23 protein-coding genes are annotated in these 16,092 nt (G+C 52.9%); 15 read left to right on the forward strand and 8 right to left on the reverse strand.

Features of this window, described 5'->3' with window-relative positions:
* Positions 1–25: 25 nt before the first annotated feature.
* From E1189_RS12520 to E1189_RS12550, 7 genes are all read right to left on the reverse strand, one after another.
* On the reverse strand, positions 26–265 hold the full coding sequence (locus E1189_RS12520) for a hypothetical protein (protein ID WP_155160665.1): 240 nt from the start codon (positions 263–265) through the stop codon (positions 26–28).
* A complete protein-coding gene (locus E1189_RS12525; protein WP_155160666.1) occupies positions 262–684 on the reverse strand; it encodes a hypothetical protein in 423 nt (140 codons plus the stop codon). Before E1189_RS12525 ends, E1189_RS12520 begins: the two co-directional genes overlap by 4 nt.
* On the reverse strand, positions 681–1,076 hold the full coding sequence (locus tag E1189_RS12530) for a DUF5675 family protein (RefSeq protein ID WP_155160667.1): 396 nt from the start codon (positions 1,074–1,076) through the stop codon (positions 681–683). Before E1189_RS12530 ends, E1189_RS12525 begins: the two co-directional genes overlap by 4 nt.
* A gap of 194 nt (positions 1,077–1,270) precedes the next feature.
* Positions 1,271–1,897, reverse strand: coding sequence for a hypothetical protein (locus E1189_RS12535; RefSeq protein WP_155160668.1), 627 nt, complete (start codon positions 1,895–1,897; stop codon positions 1,271–1,273).
* Positions 1,894–2,289 carry a RusA family crossover junction endodeoxyribonuclease gene (locus E1189_RS12540; protein ID WP_155160669.1) on the reverse strand — a complete coding sequence of 132 codons (396 nt, stop codon included), beginning with the start codon at positions 2,287–2,289 and terminating at the stop codon, positions 1,894–1,896. Before E1189_RS12540 ends, E1189_RS12535 begins: the two co-directional genes overlap by 4 nt.
* Positions 2,290–2,523: 234 nt before the next feature.
* Positions 2,524–4,515: an AAA family ATPase gene (locus E1189_RS12545; RefSeq protein WP_155160670.1), complete on the reverse strand. Its 1,992-nt coding sequence runs from the start codon at positions 4,513–4,515 to the stop codon at positions 2,524–2,526.
* 150 nt (positions 4,516–4,665) lie between these two features.
* Positions 4,666–4,893, reverse strand: coding sequence for a YdaS family helix-turn-helix protein (locus E1189_RS12550; protein ID WP_155160671.1), 228 nt, complete (start codon positions 4,891–4,893; stop codon positions 4,666–4,668).
* A 117-nt stretch (positions 4,894–5,010) separates the two neighbouring features.
* On the opposite strand from E1189_RS12550, the gene E1189_RS12555 reads away from it, so the two are divergent.
* Positions 5,011–5,712 (forward strand): LexA family protein, encoded by a 702-nt coding sequence (locus E1189_RS12555; RefSeq protein WP_155160672.1) that lies wholly within the window; start codon positions 5,011–5,013, stop codon positions 5,710–5,712.
* A 23-nt stretch (positions 5,713–5,735) separates the two neighbouring features.
* Here E1189_RS12555 and E1189_RS12560 read toward each other — a convergent pair whose 3' ends face one another.
* On the reverse strand, positions 5,736–6,161 hold the full coding sequence (locus E1189_RS12560; protein ID WP_155160673.1) for a hypothetical protein: 426 nt from the start codon (positions 6,159–6,161) through the stop codon (positions 5,736–5,738).
* Positions 6,162–6,518: 357 nt separating this feature from the next.
* Here E1189_RS12560 and E1189_RS12565 point away from each other — a divergent pair, with 357 nt between their 5' ends.
* From E1189_RS12565 to E1189_RS12630, 14 genes are all read left to right on the forward strand, one after another.
* Positions 6,519–7,487 carry a helix-turn-helix domain-containing protein gene (locus E1189_RS12565; protein ID WP_155160674.1) on the forward strand — a complete coding sequence of 323 codons (969 nt, stop codon included), beginning with the start codon at positions 6,519–6,521 and terminating at the stop codon, positions 7,485–7,487.
* 110 nt (positions 7,488–7,597) lie between these two features.
* On the forward strand, positions 7,598–8,068 hold the full coding sequence (locus E1189_RS12570) for a hypothetical protein (protein ID WP_155160675.1): 471 nt from the start codon (positions 7,598–7,600) through the stop codon (positions 8,066–8,068).
* Positions 8,065–8,832: a DNA translocase FtsK gene (locus E1189_RS25930; protein ID WP_155160676.1), complete on the forward strand. Its 768-nt coding sequence runs from the start codon at positions 8,065–8,067 to the stop codon at positions 8,830–8,832. Before E1189_RS12570 ends, E1189_RS25930 begins: the two co-directional genes overlap by 4 nt.
* A 43-nt stretch (positions 8,833–8,875) precedes the next feature.
* Positions 8,876–9,328 carry a DUF7173 family protein gene (locus E1189_RS12580; RefSeq protein WP_155160677.1) on the forward strand — a complete coding sequence of 151 codons (453 nt, stop codon included), beginning with the start codon at positions 8,876–8,878 and terminating at the stop codon, positions 9,326–9,328.
* The gene (locus E1189_RS12585; protein WP_155160678.1) at positions 9,328–10,119 is read left to right on the forward strand and encodes an ATP-binding protein; all 792 of its coding nucleotides are present in this window, start codon (positions 9,328–9,330) and stop codon (positions 10,117–10,119) included. The genes E1189_RS12580 and E1189_RS12585 overlap by 1 nt, the downstream gene beginning before the upstream one ends.
* Before the next feature lie 2 nt (positions 10,120–10,121).
* The gene (locus tag E1189_RS12590) at positions 10,122–10,754 is read left to right on the forward strand and encodes a DUF669 domain-containing protein (protein WP_155160679.1); all 633 of its coding nucleotides are present in this window, start codon (positions 10,122–10,124) and stop codon (positions 10,752–10,754) included.
* A gap of 70 nt (positions 10,755–10,824) precedes the next feature.
* Positions 10,825–11,877 (forward strand): PD-(D/E)XK nuclease family protein, encoded by a 1,053-nt coding sequence (locus E1189_RS12595; protein ID WP_155160680.1) that lies wholly within the window; start codon positions 10,825–10,827, stop codon positions 11,875–11,877.
* Between the two features lie 35 nt (positions 11,878–11,912).
* A complete protein-coding gene (locus E1189_RS12600; RefSeq protein ID WP_155160681.1) occupies positions 11,913–12,557 on the forward strand; it encodes an Nmad5 family putative nucleotide modification protein in 645 nt (214 codons plus the stop codon).
* An 83-nt stretch (positions 12,558–12,640) separates the two neighbouring features.
* On the forward strand, positions 12,641–12,862 hold the full coding sequence (locus E1189_RS12605; protein WP_155160682.1) for a hypothetical protein: 222 nt from the start codon (positions 12,641–12,643) through the stop codon (positions 12,860–12,862).
* Positions 12,852–14,654, forward strand: a complete 1,803-nt coding sequence (locus E1189_RS12610) for a DEAD/DEAH box helicase (RefSeq protein ID WP_155160683.1) — start codon at positions 12,852–12,854, stop codon at positions 14,652–14,654. The genes E1189_RS12605 and E1189_RS12610 overlap by 11 nt, the downstream gene beginning before the upstream one ends.
* A gap of 11 nt (positions 14,655–14,665) precedes the next feature.
* Positions 14,666–15,169, forward strand: a complete 504-nt coding sequence (locus E1189_RS12615) for a hypothetical protein (protein WP_155160684.1) — start codon at positions 14,666–14,668, stop codon at positions 15,167–15,169.
* Entirely contained in the window at positions 15,166–15,441 is a 276-nt protein-coding gene (locus tag E1189_RS12620; RefSeq protein WP_155160685.1) for a hypothetical protein, read from the forward strand. Before E1189_RS12615 ends, E1189_RS12620 begins: the two co-directional genes overlap by 4 nt.
* A gap of 40 nt (positions 15,442–15,481) precedes the next feature.
* Positions 15,482–15,691 (forward strand): hypothetical protein, encoded by a 210-nt coding sequence (locus E1189_RS12625; RefSeq protein WP_155160686.1) that lies wholly within the window; start codon positions 15,482–15,484, stop codon positions 15,689–15,691.
* A gap of 58 nt (positions 15,692–15,749) precedes the next feature.
* Entirely contained in the window at positions 15,750–16,067 is a 318-nt protein-coding gene (locus E1189_RS12630) for a hypothetical protein (protein ID WP_155160687.1), read from the forward strand.
* The last annotated feature ends 25 nt before the right edge of the window (positions 16,068–16,092 follow it).

Raw genomic sequence — 16,092 nt, forward strand, 5'->3', positions numbered from 1 at the left:
AGGCTCGCTTGAGTCTTGCTGGCATTTATTTATCGCCAGCCTTCTTGAACCGGCCATACAGATTGAGCGCCAGATTCACCAGCAGTACGACTGTTGCCAGAATGCCGGTTACATCTGAAAGCTGAATAGTGAACGCACCTGCAAGCAGCTGCTCAATGTTGGAACCCAGCAGGCTTTCAGATACAGACAGAGACTTTGCAGCAGACACAGAGACAGCAGTGGAACCCGCAACAACAGTTGTTACGACGTGGGTAGGCTCACTCATAACTTCTTCCTTTCAGCGACTTGCCGGGCAACACCTTCCAGTGCGCCACCACCAAAATAAAAAGCCAGAATAAGAGCTACTGGCGTCCCGAGTGTTTCATTGTTCCAGCTGGCCAGCTCTTTCGATGCGCTGCTAACTGTCACGCTCTGACACACGACATCAACAGCACATGGCTCCATAAAGGCGGCAATCACAAACATGGTGGCTGACGTGAGCCACACCAGCACATACGGAATACCAAAGATCAAAGCCATAAAGCGCTGAGCCAGTTTGAAAGGCTCATACGCATTCAGCAGCTTCAGAAAGTGCTCGGCCTGTTCTTCCTTGGTAAATACAGCTTTATCAACACCGTTATAAATGCCATCTGCGGCACGCTTGATAACGCTGTCAGAACCAAACAATTTCCCAAAGAAGCTCATGGATACTCCGGCCGCTTAACAGTAATTCTTATTTGAAACTTATCGGGGAGAATCTCCCGCAATTCGTTGAGAGCTTTTACAGAATCATTCACAAAGAAACGACGGTCAGACAGCGTCTTGCCAACAGCAATACAGCCCTGAACGTGTTTTGATTCATTACCCTGATGGATCAGGATATAAGTCCTGTCCGGAACATCCTTCAGCTTCCACACATCTTTGAATCTGTTTCCGCTGAACGCTTCACAGTCATAAACGCCTTCCGGGATACAGGACTCAAACGGTTGATTTCCTTTCCATGGCCGCTCAATTGTTGCGTACGTCCAGTGCCCTGGCACATGCAACTGGCCAATGGTGCAATTGGGAAGATAGGCACGTTCGAGAGTTAGCAGCATACGACTGACCCGATATTGATTCTGTGTGATTACATGACTCTTACGCTGTTAAAAAAGGCTCACCACACATCGGGGGAAGTGAGGAGTGGTGAGCCAATGTCTGGTGCAGAAACGAAAACGCCCCGGCGGGTTAAACCTGCCAGGGCGCAAAAATCGGAAGTATGGTGTCAGTTTGATAGATGGATAGATGAAAGTCAATGATGGTCCAGTGAAACAAGCCCTGCGTTCTGAAGAACATCAAAGGCCTGATCCGTTGCCTGTTTTATCAGTGCGTTCACCGCTTTCTTGACTTCGTACTGCTGGCTGTTGATTGTCGCTTGTTTTTCGTCATCCGCTGCCATGAAAGGTTCCTTCACAATGTCTGGTCGTATCGCTCGCAATGCCATGTATTGAAATCGCTTGCTGTTTCTCAACACACTCTTGCGAATAACTCCCTGCCTTGTCAGCGCCTGGTTAACACAAGGCCACCCGTCCACCAGTGCCTGTTGAATATTATCTGTCATCACCAGCCACAGGCGATGATTACCTGCCACAACTTCCTCACCGTCATGGGTGTAACGCATTTTCAGCAGAGCATAACTTTCCGGAGAAAGCTGTTCACGTAACAGGCCTGCCGCCATACCGGCCTGAGTAGCCCAGTCCACACGACTCAGTCGCCCTTTATCAAAACAAGGTTCTTCCGGAGTAGGTAAATCAAGCTCTGGCCACTTGTCGGAAAGCTTCGCTGCCATGATCTGCCAGCCTGCCGACTTGTAGCTGTCAAACAGACTGGCGTTAAAAGCATTGATCAACGCTCCGCCTACGGATGGGTACATGCTCATTGCTTGTCCCTCCCTGGTACCAGTGGCAACACCTCAACCAAAACCTTTCCGTCCCGGATTTTCTCCCCGCGCTCCACCTGGAAGAAATCAATCTGGCTGTCGTCTTCCCAGATCCCGGCATGGGTCAGGGCGTCAAACAGGGCTTTCATGCGGTTATCCAGATCCGCCCTGCGGTTGGTGGGGAAGTGCAGGCGAACGCGAACACGAAGGGAACCGGTCATGGGTTCTTTTCCCAGCCCCAGTGAACGACAGTGTTTTTTCACATCCTCACGGTAACGCTTGCCCTGCTCAGTCATGTACACACAGGGAACAGCTTTTCGGCTGGAGACAATCCGTGCCGTATGTTTCCAGACGTGATTCACAGTTGGGGGGAATGGTAAAACCAATCTCATGCCACACCTCCCTGAATCATCTTCAGAGAGTCACGTGGAAGGTCGAGCACTCGGCGTAGTATTTCGCCCCCTATAAGGGGGGGCGAAACTACTACGGTCTCGTAGTGCTTTTGACTACGACTTACTACGGTATGACTACGCAAACGACGACTTTTTACTACGCTTGCTGTTTGTTTTTTGAACGAATTACTAAAAAACGACGACGTTTTACTACGTTCTACTACGCTTTGCCGCTTATTCATCATCGTCCCCCTCGACCAAATAAACATACGGGCCTTCAATCTGAATCGCCTTGGCATCCTGCAGGGCCTTCTTATACTTTGAGAAATTACTGCGATCCTTCAGCACCTTGCCTTGCCCTATGCAGGCATCCCGCCACACAGTGGTCTCAACACGCGCCTCTGATCCATCACGCCCCGCAGCGGCCAGCCTCTTGCGGTATTCGTCGTAAAGAACGTGAATCTCCCTCAGGCAAGCCCGCTGTGTCTTACCCAGTCGCACAAGGTTCTGCACTGCCGGAGCTTCCCCCATTTCCAGTGTGCAGCTGGTCTGAATCTCCCCTTCATCATCCCGCCAGGGCAGGTCGATAACCTTCAGATTGAACTCCCGCGCATCAGGCTCTTCTGCGTCCTTCATCTTCTTGGGGGTTATCTTGAGGGAGTCGTCTGTCTTGCGTACTGCGTATTCCGCATCGAGGGCAGCTTTCAGTGCTGAGTTGCCACGGGCCCGGTCCTGATTGCCGACACCGGTGTGGTGAACGATCAGCACACAGCAGCCCCACAGGGTGCGAAAGTGATTATCCAGGTGCTTCACGAACTGACTCATATCCTGAGTGCTGTTCTCATCACCGGGACCAAAGTTACGGGCGAGGGTGTCAACAATCACCATGGCCGGAGGCTCACCCGCACCAGAGACAATTTCCTCAACGCCCTGACACACCTGAACCGCGCTGGTCTCTTCATATAAGCTGGCCGCAAACCGGCTCACGTAGATGGGCGCTCCCTGCAGGCTTTTATTCCGGCTGATCTCCCACGCCTTGAAACGACGGGACAAACCGTTGTGACCCTCACCGGCGATATAGATGACAGGTCCCTTCCGCTTGATTTGTGAGCCGTGCCAGTCTGTCCCTGTTGCCACAGAGCAGGCCATATCAATCGCCACAAAAGACTTGCCGCAACCGGGCTCACCAAACACCAGTGCCAGACTGTCGGTTTCCAGAAACCCTTTAATCAGCCAGCTGATCGGCTTGGGCTGACTGATCATCTCCCCTACAGGCACAAAGCCGAATGAAGAAGTGACTTTGCCAGCCGGGCACTTGAGCTGTTCACGAAGAAGGTTCGGGGCAACAGCCTTCAGGTCGTTAAAGTCTGTGCCGGTTGTGCCTGGGGGGAACTGGGGGAATACCACGGTTGCGCCGGTCAGATCCGCCGCCCTCATGGCGAAGGTCAGCCCGGGGTTGCCTTCTGTCTTGCTGTCGTTGTCCGCAGCAATAATCCGCTGTTGTGCAACGCCTTCCATTCTGCGGGCGACGGCTTCCAGGTTGCCTTTATCAAAGGCGACAATGACACCGCATCCGGTTTCTTCATGAATAGTGGCGGCCGTGGAATAGCCTTCCGCTTCGTAGAGAGGTTCGGTGATTTCACCAATCAGGTGCAGGCCGCCGGCTTTTTTGCCGCCTGTCTTGTAGCGTTTCTGGAAAGTGCCGTCCGGTTCCTGCCAGATATACTGCAGGCTGCAGATATTGTCCTGCTCATCGTGGACCGGTATCAGAAGGGTTTGTTCACGCTGGCGAATGCCGTAAGGCTTCACGCCCTTGGCAACAAGGTAAGGATGCCCGGGGTCGGCTGCTCTGGCCTGCTCCCATTGCTCATTGCATACCTTGGCCGCTTCCGCCCAGACCCATTGCTGCTCCCGCTCCCGTTCGGCCCTGAGCATGGCCATCACCCGCTCTTGTTCCGCACGTTCTTCGGGAGTCAGTTCACGGCTGTTATGGAGAGACCATGCGTGCTTGTCGTCTGTCTTCCAGCTGCCAAAGGAACCTGCCGGGTAACGGCCACCAAACAGCACATACCAGCCGTTCTTTTTTCCGGCCTTGTCGCCTTCCACATGGAAACGCTGAATCCTGCCATCGGCAACAGGTGTATCCGGACATGCAAGACCGGCGTCTTCCATAGCACGGGCGAACTGTTGAAGAAAGTCAGGGAAGGCTGCGAATAGCTCGGCCATGCTTCCCCCTAGTAATTTTCTGTGTCATTATTTTCTCTCTTCCGTGAAAACCCCGTATCTGGTTGGCGCCGTACGGGGTTTTTCTTCTTATAGGTTTTCTATTTTCTGGCCTGGCACATCAGGCTTTTTGCTGTTGGATCGAGTTAAATCCTATTTTTTGGAGATACCTGGACAGAGATCACTCTGTTTTATTTTTCCGTTCGTTGCTTTTTCAATGCGAAGTGCGTAATTGGTTTCCCCTGTCCACTCGGTTCTTGGAAGACGACCTTTGGCTTTCCATTTCCTAACCGCTTGATATGTGACTCCGCAAACACTGGCAACTCCTTGTAGACCGAGCTCCTCAATCGCCTCGACGATTTTTTTGTTTTCGTTCTTCATTTTTTTATAGCCGAAAAAGATACCATTGGTTATATGAAAAATAACAATGCCGAGTACTGAAAGTCAACCGAAGTGTCTGGGAAAATAGGGAATTAGACTGGAGAGGGAATTTTTTAAATGTCTCATGACGAAGAAAAGAGAGATTTCGCCAAACGGCTTAACAAAGCGCTAGATGACATCAACTTCCCAAAGAAAGGGAAGGGCAGACAGATAGTGTTGGCAGAGTTGTTTGGAGTTACTCAACATGCTGCCAGAAAGTGGCTGGTTGGCGACTCCATGCCCAGCACTAAACGCCTGCCTGACCTTGCAAAAAAACTTAATGTTAGTACGGAATGGCTTCTTAGCGGCAAGGACAGAACCCCATCAGAGCAAAGTAAAACTACTGTCTTGTACACGCGCGACGGCTCAGCTCACCAGATCCCCGTCATGTCCTGGGTACAGGCTGGTGCCTTTTGTGACAGTGGCGGCCCCTTTCCACCCATTGACGAAGTGACTGAGTTCGTCTCCTACTTCGGTAAGATTGGTTACAGTGCCTATGCATTGATAGTCCAGGGGGACTCCATGACTAACCCACATGCCGGACAGATGACGTTTTTACCGGGGAGTCGGGTGATCGTTGATCCGGGCAGGGAGGCGGAAGTAGGAAACTATGTGGTTGTGCGCCTTCCCGGCAGTGATGAGGTGACCTTCAAACAACTTGTACAGGACGGCGGGCAGCTCTTCCTGAAGCCTCTGAACCCCCAATACCTTACCCAGCCATTTCCGAAAGACGGCCATGTCTGTGGCGTGGTGGTGGGGGTCTCCATGAACATTCTGTAGTGCCGGTTCAACGGCACCTGCCGCTAGGAGAGCAGCTTTAACAGCTTATCCAGCTTGCCATCCATCCCGACCAGTTGATTATCAAAGTGATTCAGTCGTTCTTCAAAGTGCCCCTGTCGCTCTTCAAAGCGGTCTTGTCGCTCTTCAAAACGATCCTGTCGTTCATTAAGATGAGTCAGGCCGCTTATCACCTGCTGCAACTGCTTGTGCTGCTCCATCTGCACATTGCCCATATGAATAAAGTGATTATCAATACGGCTCATGGTCTGGCTCATTAAGTGAGCCAACTGGCGGCTCAGGCGCATATCCATTTCATTCAGCATTGTTCTGACCCCTTGCCGATAGCCATCTACCAACGAACCCACCTCATTACCCGCTTCAATAGCCTGCTCATGACTAACTCCAGCTTCACACAGTGTTGCTGTCAGTGTTGGTAGCTTGATCCGCATTCAGTTTACTCCTGCTTATTGGTAAAGGTGCCGCCAAATGACGGCTAGCAGGAGAAGATAGTCACTAAAAAATAGCAATTCAAAAAAAACATTAAAAATAGTATTGACTGAAATAGTAACCGTTGGTTATGTTTAACATCACAATAAGCCCTCAGTAATATCAAACACCAAAGAAGGGATTAAAGGAAAATGAAAAGCAAGCCATCATCAAATCAAATACAGTGTGAATTTGAAAGCTCAGAAAGAGATATACAAGAAACCAGACGACACAATGCACGTTTACTAGCTGCGACATTTAAAAATCTGAGTGCTTTTGCTAACGCAATAGGCCGTACGCACAGTCATGTCAGTCGATTCATGGGGAAAACCCCTACCCGGGGAATAGGCCCCAAGATTGCTCGTGAAATAGAAGCCGCCTGCGAGAAGCCCCATGGCTGGCTAGACGCATATCGTCACTCTCTTGATGAAGACACCAATCACCAGCTTGCAGACCGTATAGCAGAAGCAATCTGCAGCTCAGATAGGTCACAACGACAAATAGCTATCGAAATTGGTGTGCCACCTCAAACCATAACAAAGTGGATAAGAAGTGGTTCGATTAGCAAGCATAACGTAAGCAAACTTGCAGAAGCTACCAGCGTCAACACCTATTGGCTTCTTACTGGTGACACCGAGCACTCTGACAATGCTATAAGCGCCCCAACGCCCCCACAAGAAACATGGAATGAAACCACCTGTCAGATCAAGAGGCTTGTTTGGGAGGCTCTGAGCTGCACCGCAAATATCAAGCACATGCAAGATAGTATCCGCCAGCAGGAAAGCAAGTTAAACAGCCTGAAAAGTGAAATATTGGCTGTTCACACTCGCTTCAACGATGAGTTGTTTAATTCTTTCTGCACTGAGGGTAGTTCTGACAGCCTTCAGGACTTTGTCAATCAGGAACTTCCCTACACCTTCCTGATTGAAGATGTGCTGATCACAATCCCTGAAGATGCTGAAACCGCAGACCATGTCGGCATTGAAGTGATTCCCCGGCTCACGGCCATTGTGCCTGCACCTTCAGCAGAAGAAAGCGAGGAAGAAGAACCTGCGGTTGAAGAGAGTGATGCGAATGTCATTGGTTCACGGATTGCCACGCTTCGCAAAGACAAAGGATGGAGCCAGGATCAGCTGGCTGACGCGATCTGGAAACAGACTGAAACCCGTATCACCCAGCAAAGCATTCACCGAATAGAAACCGGTGAAACCAAAAACCCCCGACGTTTAAAAGCCTTTGCCGAAACACTGGGGGTGACTGAAAAGTTTATTCGCTTTGGTGATGACTGATCACCTTGCCCCCTTTAAAGCAGTGCCCATAACTGTGAAGCCACAGATGCAGTTATAACAAAAGCCGTTAACACAACGATCAACAAAACAACGATCTAACGGAAGAGACAATGAAAACACAAAAATCAGACATTCGTCTGGCGGGTTCGCTTGTGCCTAAAAAACCAATGAACAAGGAAACCATGCTGCTCCAGATTCGCGAAAAGGTTACCGCCATGGCGAGCCTGCGAGACATGCGCATTGCACAACGTCGTTCCTTTGAAAAAGCACAACAGCGGCTGGGGGAAGAAATCGACACCCTGAGTCAGGAAATCAACAAGCTCTACGCGGTGTTCAACGACACGGTATTCAACGAGTGTCGTGTAGAGGAAGGCGGCATTTTTGATCACGAAAAGCAGCAGGAACTGTATCTGGCCAACTGCCTGCCTGAAACGTTCATGGTTGACGACCTCATCGTTGAGTTTGAAGACGAAGATGGCGACGTCAACGTAACCCGCATCCCCAGCCTGTCCAGCGTGACCGCAACCCTTTCTGCTTCCAGCAGTAACAACAAGACCATGACCGAAGGAGAACAGTCATGAGCAATGAAGCTCTGGCGGCTATCGATGTCGCCGAAACCACCATGCTCGGCGACCTGATCAAGGTGGTTGTCGATGAAATGAAGGCGATGCCCGATGTGTGGCAGAAGCTGCCGGAAGTGCAACAGCAGGAAGTGATTGACCGGGTGCAGAAGCAGTGTCAGTCCGCCGTCGTTCAGGCTGTGCACATTATCGCCTCTCAGGATCGGGCCACCCTGAATGCCACAGTGGATACGGTCACTTTCAAGGATGGTGTGAAAGCGGTGCTGAAGATGCCGGGCAACACACCGGGCCGTCACGATCTGGCGGACGCGGAAGGGGAAATCGTGATGATCGTTATCCCTGAGACCGAGGCTTACCTGGGCGGCGAAACACCGGAAGCGGACCCTGATCAGGGCTTTATGGATTTTGAATCCGGCACCTCCGACCCGCTTTATCAGGATGCCGTGTCGTTTGTTATGGAGTCTGGCAAGGCGTCCATTTCCGCCATCCAGCGCCATCTGAAAACCGGTTACAACCGCTCGGCCCACATGGTCGATGCCATGGAAGCCACCGGTGTTGTTTCAGCTGCCAGCAAGGATGGCACCCGCACGGTGCTCGCCAGAAGCGAAGGCCAGATATACCGGCACACCTGCGACGCCTGCGGCTGGAAAGAAAGCTCCACAATCGAGGAAGAACTGAAGGCCATGGTCGCCAGTCATGACGCTATCGACTGCCCCGGCACCATGAACCCGGACGAAGAAGACGCCAGCCAGTTTCAGGACTGAGCTGCCCTAAACCCCAATAAAAACAGCAAACGGTAAGAAGACCATGGAACTGAAAGTAGCGATCGACAACAAGGCACCTCAAAAACATGATCTGGCTCAGCCTGGCCGACTGGATCACCTGGCCTACCAGCTGGAGCAGGCCAAGAAGGTTGAGACGGAAGCCCGCGGTGCACGTATCGCCATTGAGGAGGAGATCCTCAAGAACGTGGGCGTGAAAGAGGAAGGCAGCGCCACGGTAAAGAGTGACTACTACAAGGTCACCACCACTGGCGGTGTTACCCGCTCTCTGGATGCCAAAAAGTGGGCAGACGTTCAGGGTCGTTTGCCTGAGCAGATAGCCGCCAAGGTGGTGCGCCTGAAGCCGGAACTGGACACCCGCCAGTTCAAGGCCCTTGCCGATCTACAGCCTGAGCTTTACGGCATCATGGCGGAAGCTGTGACCACCAAGCCCCGCAAGGCTTCTGTGAAAATTGAACGACTGGAGGCAGACAAGTAATGGCGCTGTCTCTTAACTCCATCAGCCGTGCGGCGGGGCTGTCTGCCCCCCGCCTGCTGATCTACTCCGATGCCGGTGTGGGTAAAACCACCTTCGCCGCTGGTGCGGATGCTCCGATCTTTCTCTGCACAGAGGATGGCCTTGGCACCCTGCAGGTGGATGCCTTCCCGAAGCTGAACAGCTTTGGGGACGTGATTGAAGCTTTGTCCGCACTCTATAACGAGCAGCACGAGTTCAAAACCGTGGTGCTGGACAGCGTAGACCACCTTGAGCCTCTGATCTGGCAGCAGGTGTGCGCCGAGCACAACAAGAACTCCATTGAAGACTTCGGCTACGGCAAAGGCTACGTGGAAGCGTTGTCCCAGTGGCGCTTGCTGATTCAGTGGCTGAACGCCCTTCGCAATGACCGGGGCATGGGTATTGTGCTGATTGGTCATGCGGAGATCCGGCGCTTTGAGTCTCCGGAAGTGGACAGCTTTGACCGTTATCAGATCAAGCTGCACAAGAAGGCCAGCGACCTGATTCAGGAAAGCATGGATTGCGTGCTGTTCGCCAATTACAAGACCGTTGTCCACAAGGAAGACAAGGGCTTCGGCCAGAAGAAAAGCCGCGGCGTGTCTACGGGGGATCGTGTGCTGTACACCGAAGCCCGCCCGGCTTTCGTCGCGAAAAACCGTTACTCCCTGCCCGGTGAGCTGCCCCTGTCGTGGGAGGCATTCAGCCAGGCACTGAGACAATCCACCCAACCACATACGCAAACACAACAACCCCAGCAAGAGAAGGGAGCATAACCATGGCCGGTTTAGGATTTCAGGCAAACCAGTACAACCCGTCACAGGGTTTCGAGCCACTGCCCAATGGCGAGTATATCGCCATGATCACCGAAGCGGAGATCAAGAACACCAAGGCCGGTAACGGTCAGTATGTGAAGTTCACCTGGGCGATTGTGGACGGCCAGTACGCCAACCGCAAACTGTGGAGCAACCACAATATCGTCAACCCCAACCCGACGGCTGAGAAGATTGGCCGGGAAGAGATCAGCGCCATTGCCCACGCGATCGGCCGCCCTGATGCCAGCGACACCGACCTGTTCATGAACGTACCCTGCAAGATCAAGGTAAAGATCAAGCAGGAGACGGGCCGCGACCCTCAGAACGAGATCAAGAACTGGGAGGCTGTTGGTCAGGGTTCCTTTCCCGGACAGCAAGCCCCTTTCGCACAATCCCATGCCCCAGCCCCCGCACCAGCGCAAGCAGCCCCCCAGCCTGCAGCAGCTCCAGCAGCAGCGGCTCCGGGAATGGCGCCAGCGCCGCAGGCAGGAGCAGCGGTCGGGTATCAGGGTGCGCCAGTAGCTCAGCAGGCATCCGCAGCCAAGCCACCCGCTCCCGGTCAGGCTCCGGCCGCAGCGCCCCCCTGGAACCAGTAACCCTGTGTAAGACAGTGGCCGCCTGACCGGTGGCCACAGTTCCCATCCGCTTTTTTTACTGAGACATGGCATGAAGATCCCGGAAAGCAAAACAACAATCAGCGCCATCTACCAGCATTATGAAGATCATGCCGAGGATGGTTTTCGCCCGCATCTCGGTGCTTCCATCATCGGCAAGGATTGCGCCCGCGCCCTGTGGTATGACTTCCACTGGTGCACACCGGCCAGCTTCAACGGTCGTATGCTGCGCCTGTTTGAAACCGGCCAGATGGCAGAAGACCGGTTTGTGGCAAACCTGCGCAATGCCGGAGTGACTATTTTCGAGACAGATCCGCAAACTCGCCAGCAGTTCCGGGTTCAGGCTTGTGCCGGTCACTTTGGCGGCTCGCTGGATGGTATTGGTCAGGGCTTTGTTGAAGCCCCGAAAGCCTGGCACGTGGTGGAGATGAAAACCCACTCTGAAAAGTCGTTCAAAGACCTGCAGAAAAAAGGCGTTCAGGAAGCCAAGCCCCAGCACTTCGCCCAGATGCAGATCTATATGCACCTGACCTCCACCAGCGATGGCCCCATGAAGCGGGCTTACTACATCGCTGTGAATAAAAACACCGATGAGCTCTACGGCGAGCGGGTGAAGTATGACAAGGACGCCGCCACCAGACTGATTCATAAAGCGGCGCAGATTATCGCCAGCGATACCCCGCTGCCCAAGCTGAATGAAGACCCCACCTGGTACCAGTGCAAGTTCTGCGACCACCGGAATACCTGCCACGGCCAGCAGGCCCCGGCTGTCAACTGCCGGACCTGTCTGCACAGTACGCCGGTTGACAACGGTCAGTGGCACTGCGCCCGGTATGACTGCCCGGTTCCGGAGGCCAACCAGCGCAAGGGCTGTGCCTCACACCTTTATATCCCGCACCTGCTGTACAGCTTTGCCGATGTGATGGACTCCGGTGAGTACTGGGTGCGCTACAAGCTGAAAAGTACAGGTCAGGAGTTTGTGACCGGTGAATCCCCTGACCAGCTGAGTTCACAGGAAATTCACGCCACCGAGAGCAAAGACATTCTTGCCGATCCGGCGGTGCAGGCCATTCGTTCCGAATTTCAGGGAAGGCTTGTCGGCTAACCCTGATCCCAAATACAACAGAAGGAAAAAGAAAAATGAGACTGAGCAAGCAAGCCAAACAGATCATGCTGGTGAACGCGCTGGAAACCATCTTCGGCAAAGAGATGGACAAGCTGAATGAGCAGCTGGTGAAGATGACCCAGAAGCTTATCCCTCTTTATGAAAAGGATATCGGCCCCTGGCAGGCCATTAACCCAGCCTTTCTTGTCACCACTTCCCGTGTGCGTCTGGCGTTCCCTGACAAAGTCGGAGACCACCAGTGGCGCAACATGGTGTTTCTGAATAAGGAAAGCCGGGAAAGAAAGCTCCGGGAAAACAATCTCGATATCCGGACTGCGTTGTTGAGCCTTCACACAACGGTTGTTGCCAAGCCTTACGAGAATTACCCCTGCCTGAAGCTGGGAATACTTCTGGCAAAGAGCCCGGCGAAACTGCGCAAGCTGGAAGAGCACAGCAACAAGACCAGAGAACTGGTGAAACGGCTGGAGAATACCCGTAGCGAACTCCAGCGTCTGATGATGTCCTGCAACACGGTAAAGGCTCTCAAGGAGGCCTGGCCGGAAGGTATTGAGAAGGGAATCCTTGAGCTTCCGGAAGAGAGCAAAACGCCCAACCTGCCGGTGGCTGTTCATAACTTGAATGAGATGGTGTTTGGTCATGACGGTCAGCGGAGAGCGTGAGCTTCTTCGCTGGATCGATGAGCAAGACGAAGCCGAGAAACTGGAAGCCTTAAATCGCATCTTCAGCTCAAGGAAAAAGAACAATGAACAGGAAATACGAAGCCATGGCCAAAGTGATTCAGGGGTACCGTTTCCGCCCCGCAAGCGAACAACCAGAAAGCCCGGGCGAGTACATCGGCTACTCAACCGAGAACGGTATCTGCCTGACGCTTTTCGACGGCGACAACAACCGGTTTTTTCCGGAGGTCGATTACTGGTTGCCGATGACGAATGAGGCCGGGGAGGATCAGGCAAATGGCCTTTAATCTGCGCTGGTACCAGACCGACGCCATTGCCGCCATTTATGAATACTTTGGCAGAGCTCAGGGTAACCCGCTGGTGTGCGTAAGCACCGGCGGGGGCAAGTCGGTGATTATCGCGGCGTTTATTCAGCAGGTTATGGAAGCCTGGCCGAATCAGCGGATTCTTGTTCTCGCCCATGTGAAAGAGATTCTGGAGCAGAACTTCGACAAGATTACCGCGCTCTGGCCTCTGGCTCCGGCGGGGGTTTACTCCGCAGGCCTGAACCGCAGGGATACCGACTCCGCCATTCTGTTTGCGGGTATCCAGTCGGTTCACAAAAAGGCCTTTGACCTGGGGGCGTTTGATCTGGTGATTGTGGATGAGTGTCACCTGATCAACGCCGACAAAGACGACACCATGTATACGGGCTTCTTCCGGGATATGAAGATGATGAACCCGAAGGTGAAGGTCATCGGCTTCAGTGCTACCCCTTACCGGATGAAATCAGGCTTGCTGACAGAAGGCGACAGTGCCCTGTTTGATGAGGTGGTGTATGAGACAGATATTCAGCGGCTGATTGATGAGGGCTTTTTGTCTTCACTGGTGACCAAGGGCGGCTCTGAAAAGATCGACCTGACCGGCGTTCGCACCCGTACCGGTGAGTTTGTGACCAAGGATCTTGAAAACGCTGTTCACAAGAACGATGTGACCGATAAGGCCGTGGGGGAGATCCTCCAGTACGGCAGGGACCGTAAAGCCTGGCTGATCTTCTGCGTGTCTGTTGCCCATGCCGAGGAAGTGAAAGAGCTGCTGAGTTATGAGGGGATCAGCTGCGAGTGTGTGCACGGTGGCACCCCTGCCGCAGAGCGTGAGCGCATTCTCAAAGACTACAAAGCGGGCAAGATTCGGGCGCTGACCAGCCAGGGGGTTCTGACCACGGGTTTTGATGCTCCGCTCACTGACATGATTGCTCTGTTGCGCCCCACCAAGTCCCCCGGCCTGTACGTGCAGATTATGGGGCGGGGCCTGCGAATCAGCCCGGAGACTGGCAAGAGCAACTGCCTGGTACTGGATTACGCGGGTAATGTGGAACGGCACGGCCCCATCGACCGGATCAGCGTGGACAGTATCCGGAAAAAGCGCAAGGGCGAGCCAGGCGAAGCACCGATGAAAGAGTGCCCGGAGTGCAACAGCTTTGTGCTGGCCTTTACCAAAGACTGCCCCGACTGCGGTTACCAGTGGCCAGAGAAACCCCAGCACGAGGAGAGCGCCAGTAAGGCCGCAGTGCTTGCCAGCCAGATAGAGGCGGAGTGGCAGAATGTGGAAGACGTTCTTTACACCGTCCATCAGAAAAAGGACAAGCCGCCCTCGCTGCGGGTGACCTATCGCTGTGGCTTTGATTCCTATTCGGAATGGGTCTGCTTTGAGCACTCAGGCTTTGCCCAGAGCAAAGCGCAGATCTGGTGGTTTAACCGTGCCGGTTTTCAGGCTCCCTGCCCCCGCACAACGGCTGATGCCATAGACAAGATTGAACAGCAGGCCGTCCCCTTCCTGATACCCAGCCGAATACTGGTGCGACCTGAAGGCAAGTTCAACCGCATTGAAAACTACGACATGGCCAGCGTTGTCGGCACTCCCAGCGAGTGGAATGACAACCCGGCAGGCAAGCCAAAGATGGAACTGCAACCACCTATGGAGGTGGATGATTTCAGCGATGCAGAGGCAGCCTTCGGGGACTGGGATGATGAGGGTGACGGCATTGCCTGGGGGAGCGGTGATTTTACGGAAAGTGAAGCGGGGGAGACTCCGTTTTAGGGAGAACTGGTATGAATAATCACTGGATACCGACTCATAAGGCGCTGCCAGAGGCAGAGGACTCCTCTCTGGAAAACTGCCCCTTCTGCGGCACACCACCACGGTGGGATATGCCATCCATCACTTACTGTGAAAACGGCGAGTGCCCTATCAACGAAATTGAGATTGACAGAGAGACATGGAACAACAGGGCTCCCACCAAAAGAGCGGCCCCCTGTGAACACTACTGCGAGCAACATGCTTTCAATGCCGAGATCCGGAAGCTGAAGGCTCAGCTGACAGAATCCAGTAAGCGTTTAGAAAGCGATGAAGGGGCGGCATTGGCTGCGGCTGCTCCAGCGATGCTGGAGGCACTGAAACAAGCCCGCGATGATCTGATTATGCGGGCGGATGTGCGCGGTGAAGACACAGTGCAGCTCGGGTTTACAGCGTGGTACGACCTGAATGAAGCCATTGAAGCTGCAGAAGACACTACACCAAATGAATGCGACAACAACAGGAAGGAACAAGTATGAGTATTGAGTGGGATATTGAAGAGCTGGCTTACCGAGCCATGGGCAAGACAGAAGAAGAAACAGAGCAGGCCATCAATGATGGCGATATTGATGAAGCTCTTCATGGGAAGTACCAGGTCAGCTTTGAGCAGTTCTCAAAGATTGTTAAGGACCTTTTGCCGTTCACGCCTCAAGTGCAGGCCGGTATTACTGGTGAGCTCTTTCACGCCTTTGTTGATGTGAAGGCGCAGCGTGCGATTGTGAAAGGGCAGGTGAAGGAGAAGGTGGCATGACTCAGCAAGAATGGGATGCCATGAGCTAACGGGTGAGTTAATGAGCAAAGAAAATAATCCAAAATATACGCTGGATATTAAAGAGGCGTGCTGCCATCACTGCGGAAATGTTTGCGATTACGCTTGGGATGAAAACGCTAACTCGTACGTTTCCCTTTGTCACGGTGTCGGCTTTGACTACGAAAACAGCAATGGTGATATACAGAGCGAAGGCGATGGCTTGCGGTATATCAGTGATTGGAATGAGTGACACATAACTGATAGGCATGTGGGGCGGCACAGCCGTCCCAACAACACAGGATAGAATAATGAATCAAGAAGATTTGTTTGAGTGCCAAGCTCATAAAGAACAAAAAGAAAACAGACTATATACAAAGGAAGCCCATGCAAAATGGCAGGCTGAGCAAAATAAAAAGCATGATTTTGCTGCGCTGCTGAAGACCTACGATCTAAAAGGAGTCCTACCGTTTGTTATTGCATTCAAATTCGAGATAGATAGTCGCGATGCTTTTTTAGCAATGGATGTTGATGCTTGTTTTGATGAAACATTTATTGGATGGGATACTGCGTCAGTAAAACGTGCCCAGAAAATGATGAGCACCGAGGCCGTCTATTCTTCAGTATGACAGGTGTGGATTCAACTCCACACCT

It is taken from the genome of Parendozoicomonas verongulae, from assembly GCF_009711465.1.
GTDB lineage: Bacteria > Pseudomonadota > Gammaproteobacteria > Pseudomonadales > Endozoicomonadaceae > Sansalvadorimonas > Sansalvadorimonas verongulae.

What these genes read in the sequence shown, in the direction of transcription:
- E1189_RS12610 (WP_155160683.1), top strand. Translation starts at nt 12,852, where the DNA reads ATGGCCTTTAATCTGCGCTGGTACCAGACCGACGCCATTGCCGCCATT.
- E1189_RS12590 (WP_155160679.1), top strand. Translation starts at nt 10,122, where the DNA reads ATGGCCGGTTTAGGATTTCAGGCAAACCAGTACAACCCGTCACAGGGT.
- E1189_RS12625 (WP_155160686.1), top strand. Translation starts at nt 15,482, where the DNA reads ATGAGCAAAGAAAATAATCCAAAATATACGCTGGATATTAAAGAGGCG.
- E1189_RS12520 (WP_155160665.1), bottom strand. Translation starts at nt 265, where the DNA reads ATGAGTGAGCCTACCCACGTCGTAACAACTGTTGTTGCGGGTTCCACT.
- E1189_RS12545 (WP_155160670.1), bottom strand. Translation starts at nt 4,515, where the DNA reads ATGGCCGAGCTATTCGCAGCCTTCCCTGACTTTCTTCAACAGTTCGCC.
- E1189_RS12630 (WP_155160687.1), top strand. Translation starts at nt 15,750, where the DNA reads ATGAATCAAGAAGATTTGTTTGAGTGCCAAGCTCATAAAGAACAAAAA.
- E1189_RS12525 (WP_155160666.1), bottom strand. Translation starts at nt 684, where the DNA reads ATGAGCTTCTTTGGGAAATTGTTTGGTTCTGACAGCGTTATCAAGCGT.
- E1189_RS12535 (WP_155160668.1), bottom strand. Translation starts at nt 1,897, where the DNA reads ATGAGCATGTACCCATCCGTAGGCGGAGCGTTGATCAATGCTTTTAAC.
- E1189_RS12580 (WP_155160677.1), top strand. Translation starts at nt 8,876, where the DNA reads ATGGAACTGAAAGTAGCGATCGACAACAAGGCACCTCAAAAACATGAT.
- E1189_RS12555 (WP_155160672.1), top strand. Translation starts at nt 5,011, where the DNA reads ATGTCTCATGACGAAGAAAAGAGAGATTTCGCCAAACGGCTTAACAAA.
- E1189_RS12530 (WP_155160667.1), bottom strand. Translation starts at nt 1,076, where the DNA reads ATGCTGCTAACTCTCGAACGTGCCTATCTTCCCAATTGCACCATTGGC.
- E1189_RS12570 (WP_155160675.1), top strand. Translation starts at nt 7,598, where the DNA reads ATGAAAACACAAAAATCAGACATTCGTCTGGCGGGTTCGCTTGTGCCT.
- E1189_RS12565 (WP_155160674.1), top strand. Translation starts at nt 6,519, where the DNA reads ATGGGGAAAACCCCTACCCGGGGAATAGGCCCCAAGATTGCTCGTGAA.
- E1189_RS12540 (WP_155160669.1), bottom strand. Translation starts at nt 2,289, where the DNA reads ATGAGATTGGTTTTACCATTCCCCCCAACTGTGAATCACGTCTGGAAA.
- E1189_RS12620 (WP_155160685.1), top strand. Translation starts at nt 15,166, where the DNA reads ATGAGTATTGAGTGGGATATTGAAGAGCTGGCTTACCGAGCCATGGGC.
- E1189_RS12560 (WP_155160673.1), bottom strand. Translation starts at nt 6,161, where the DNA reads ATGCGGATCAAGCTACCAACACTGACAGCAACACTGTGTGAAGCTGGA.
- E1189_RS12595 (WP_155160680.1), top strand. Translation starts at nt 10,825, where the DNA reads ATGAAGATCCCGGAAAGCAAAACAACAATCAGCGCCATCTACCAGCAT.
- E1189_RS25930 (WP_155160676.1), top strand. Translation starts at nt 8,065, where the DNA reads ATGAGCAATGAAGCTCTGGCGGCTATCGATGTCGCCGAAACCACCATG.
- E1189_RS12550 (WP_155160671.1), bottom strand. Translation starts at nt 4,893, where the DNA reads ATGAAGAACGAAAACAAAAAAATCGTCGAGGCGATTGAGGAGCTCGGT.
- E1189_RS12605 (WP_155160682.1), top strand. Translation starts at nt 12,641, where the DNA reads ATGAACAGGAAATACGAAGCCATGGCCAAAGTGATTCAGGGGTACCGT.
- E1189_RS12585 (WP_155160678.1), top strand. Translation starts at nt 9,328, where the DNA reads ATGGCGCTGTCTCTTAACTCCATCAGCCGTGCGGCGGGGCTGTCTGCC.
- E1189_RS12615 (WP_155160684.1), top strand. Translation starts at nt 14,666, where the DNA reads ATGAATAATCACTGGATACCGACTCATAAGGCGCTGCCAGAGGCAGAG.
- E1189_RS12600 (WP_155160681.1), top strand. Translation starts at nt 11,913, where the DNA reads ATGAGACTGAGCAAGCAAGCCAAACAGATCATGCTGGTGAACGCGCTG.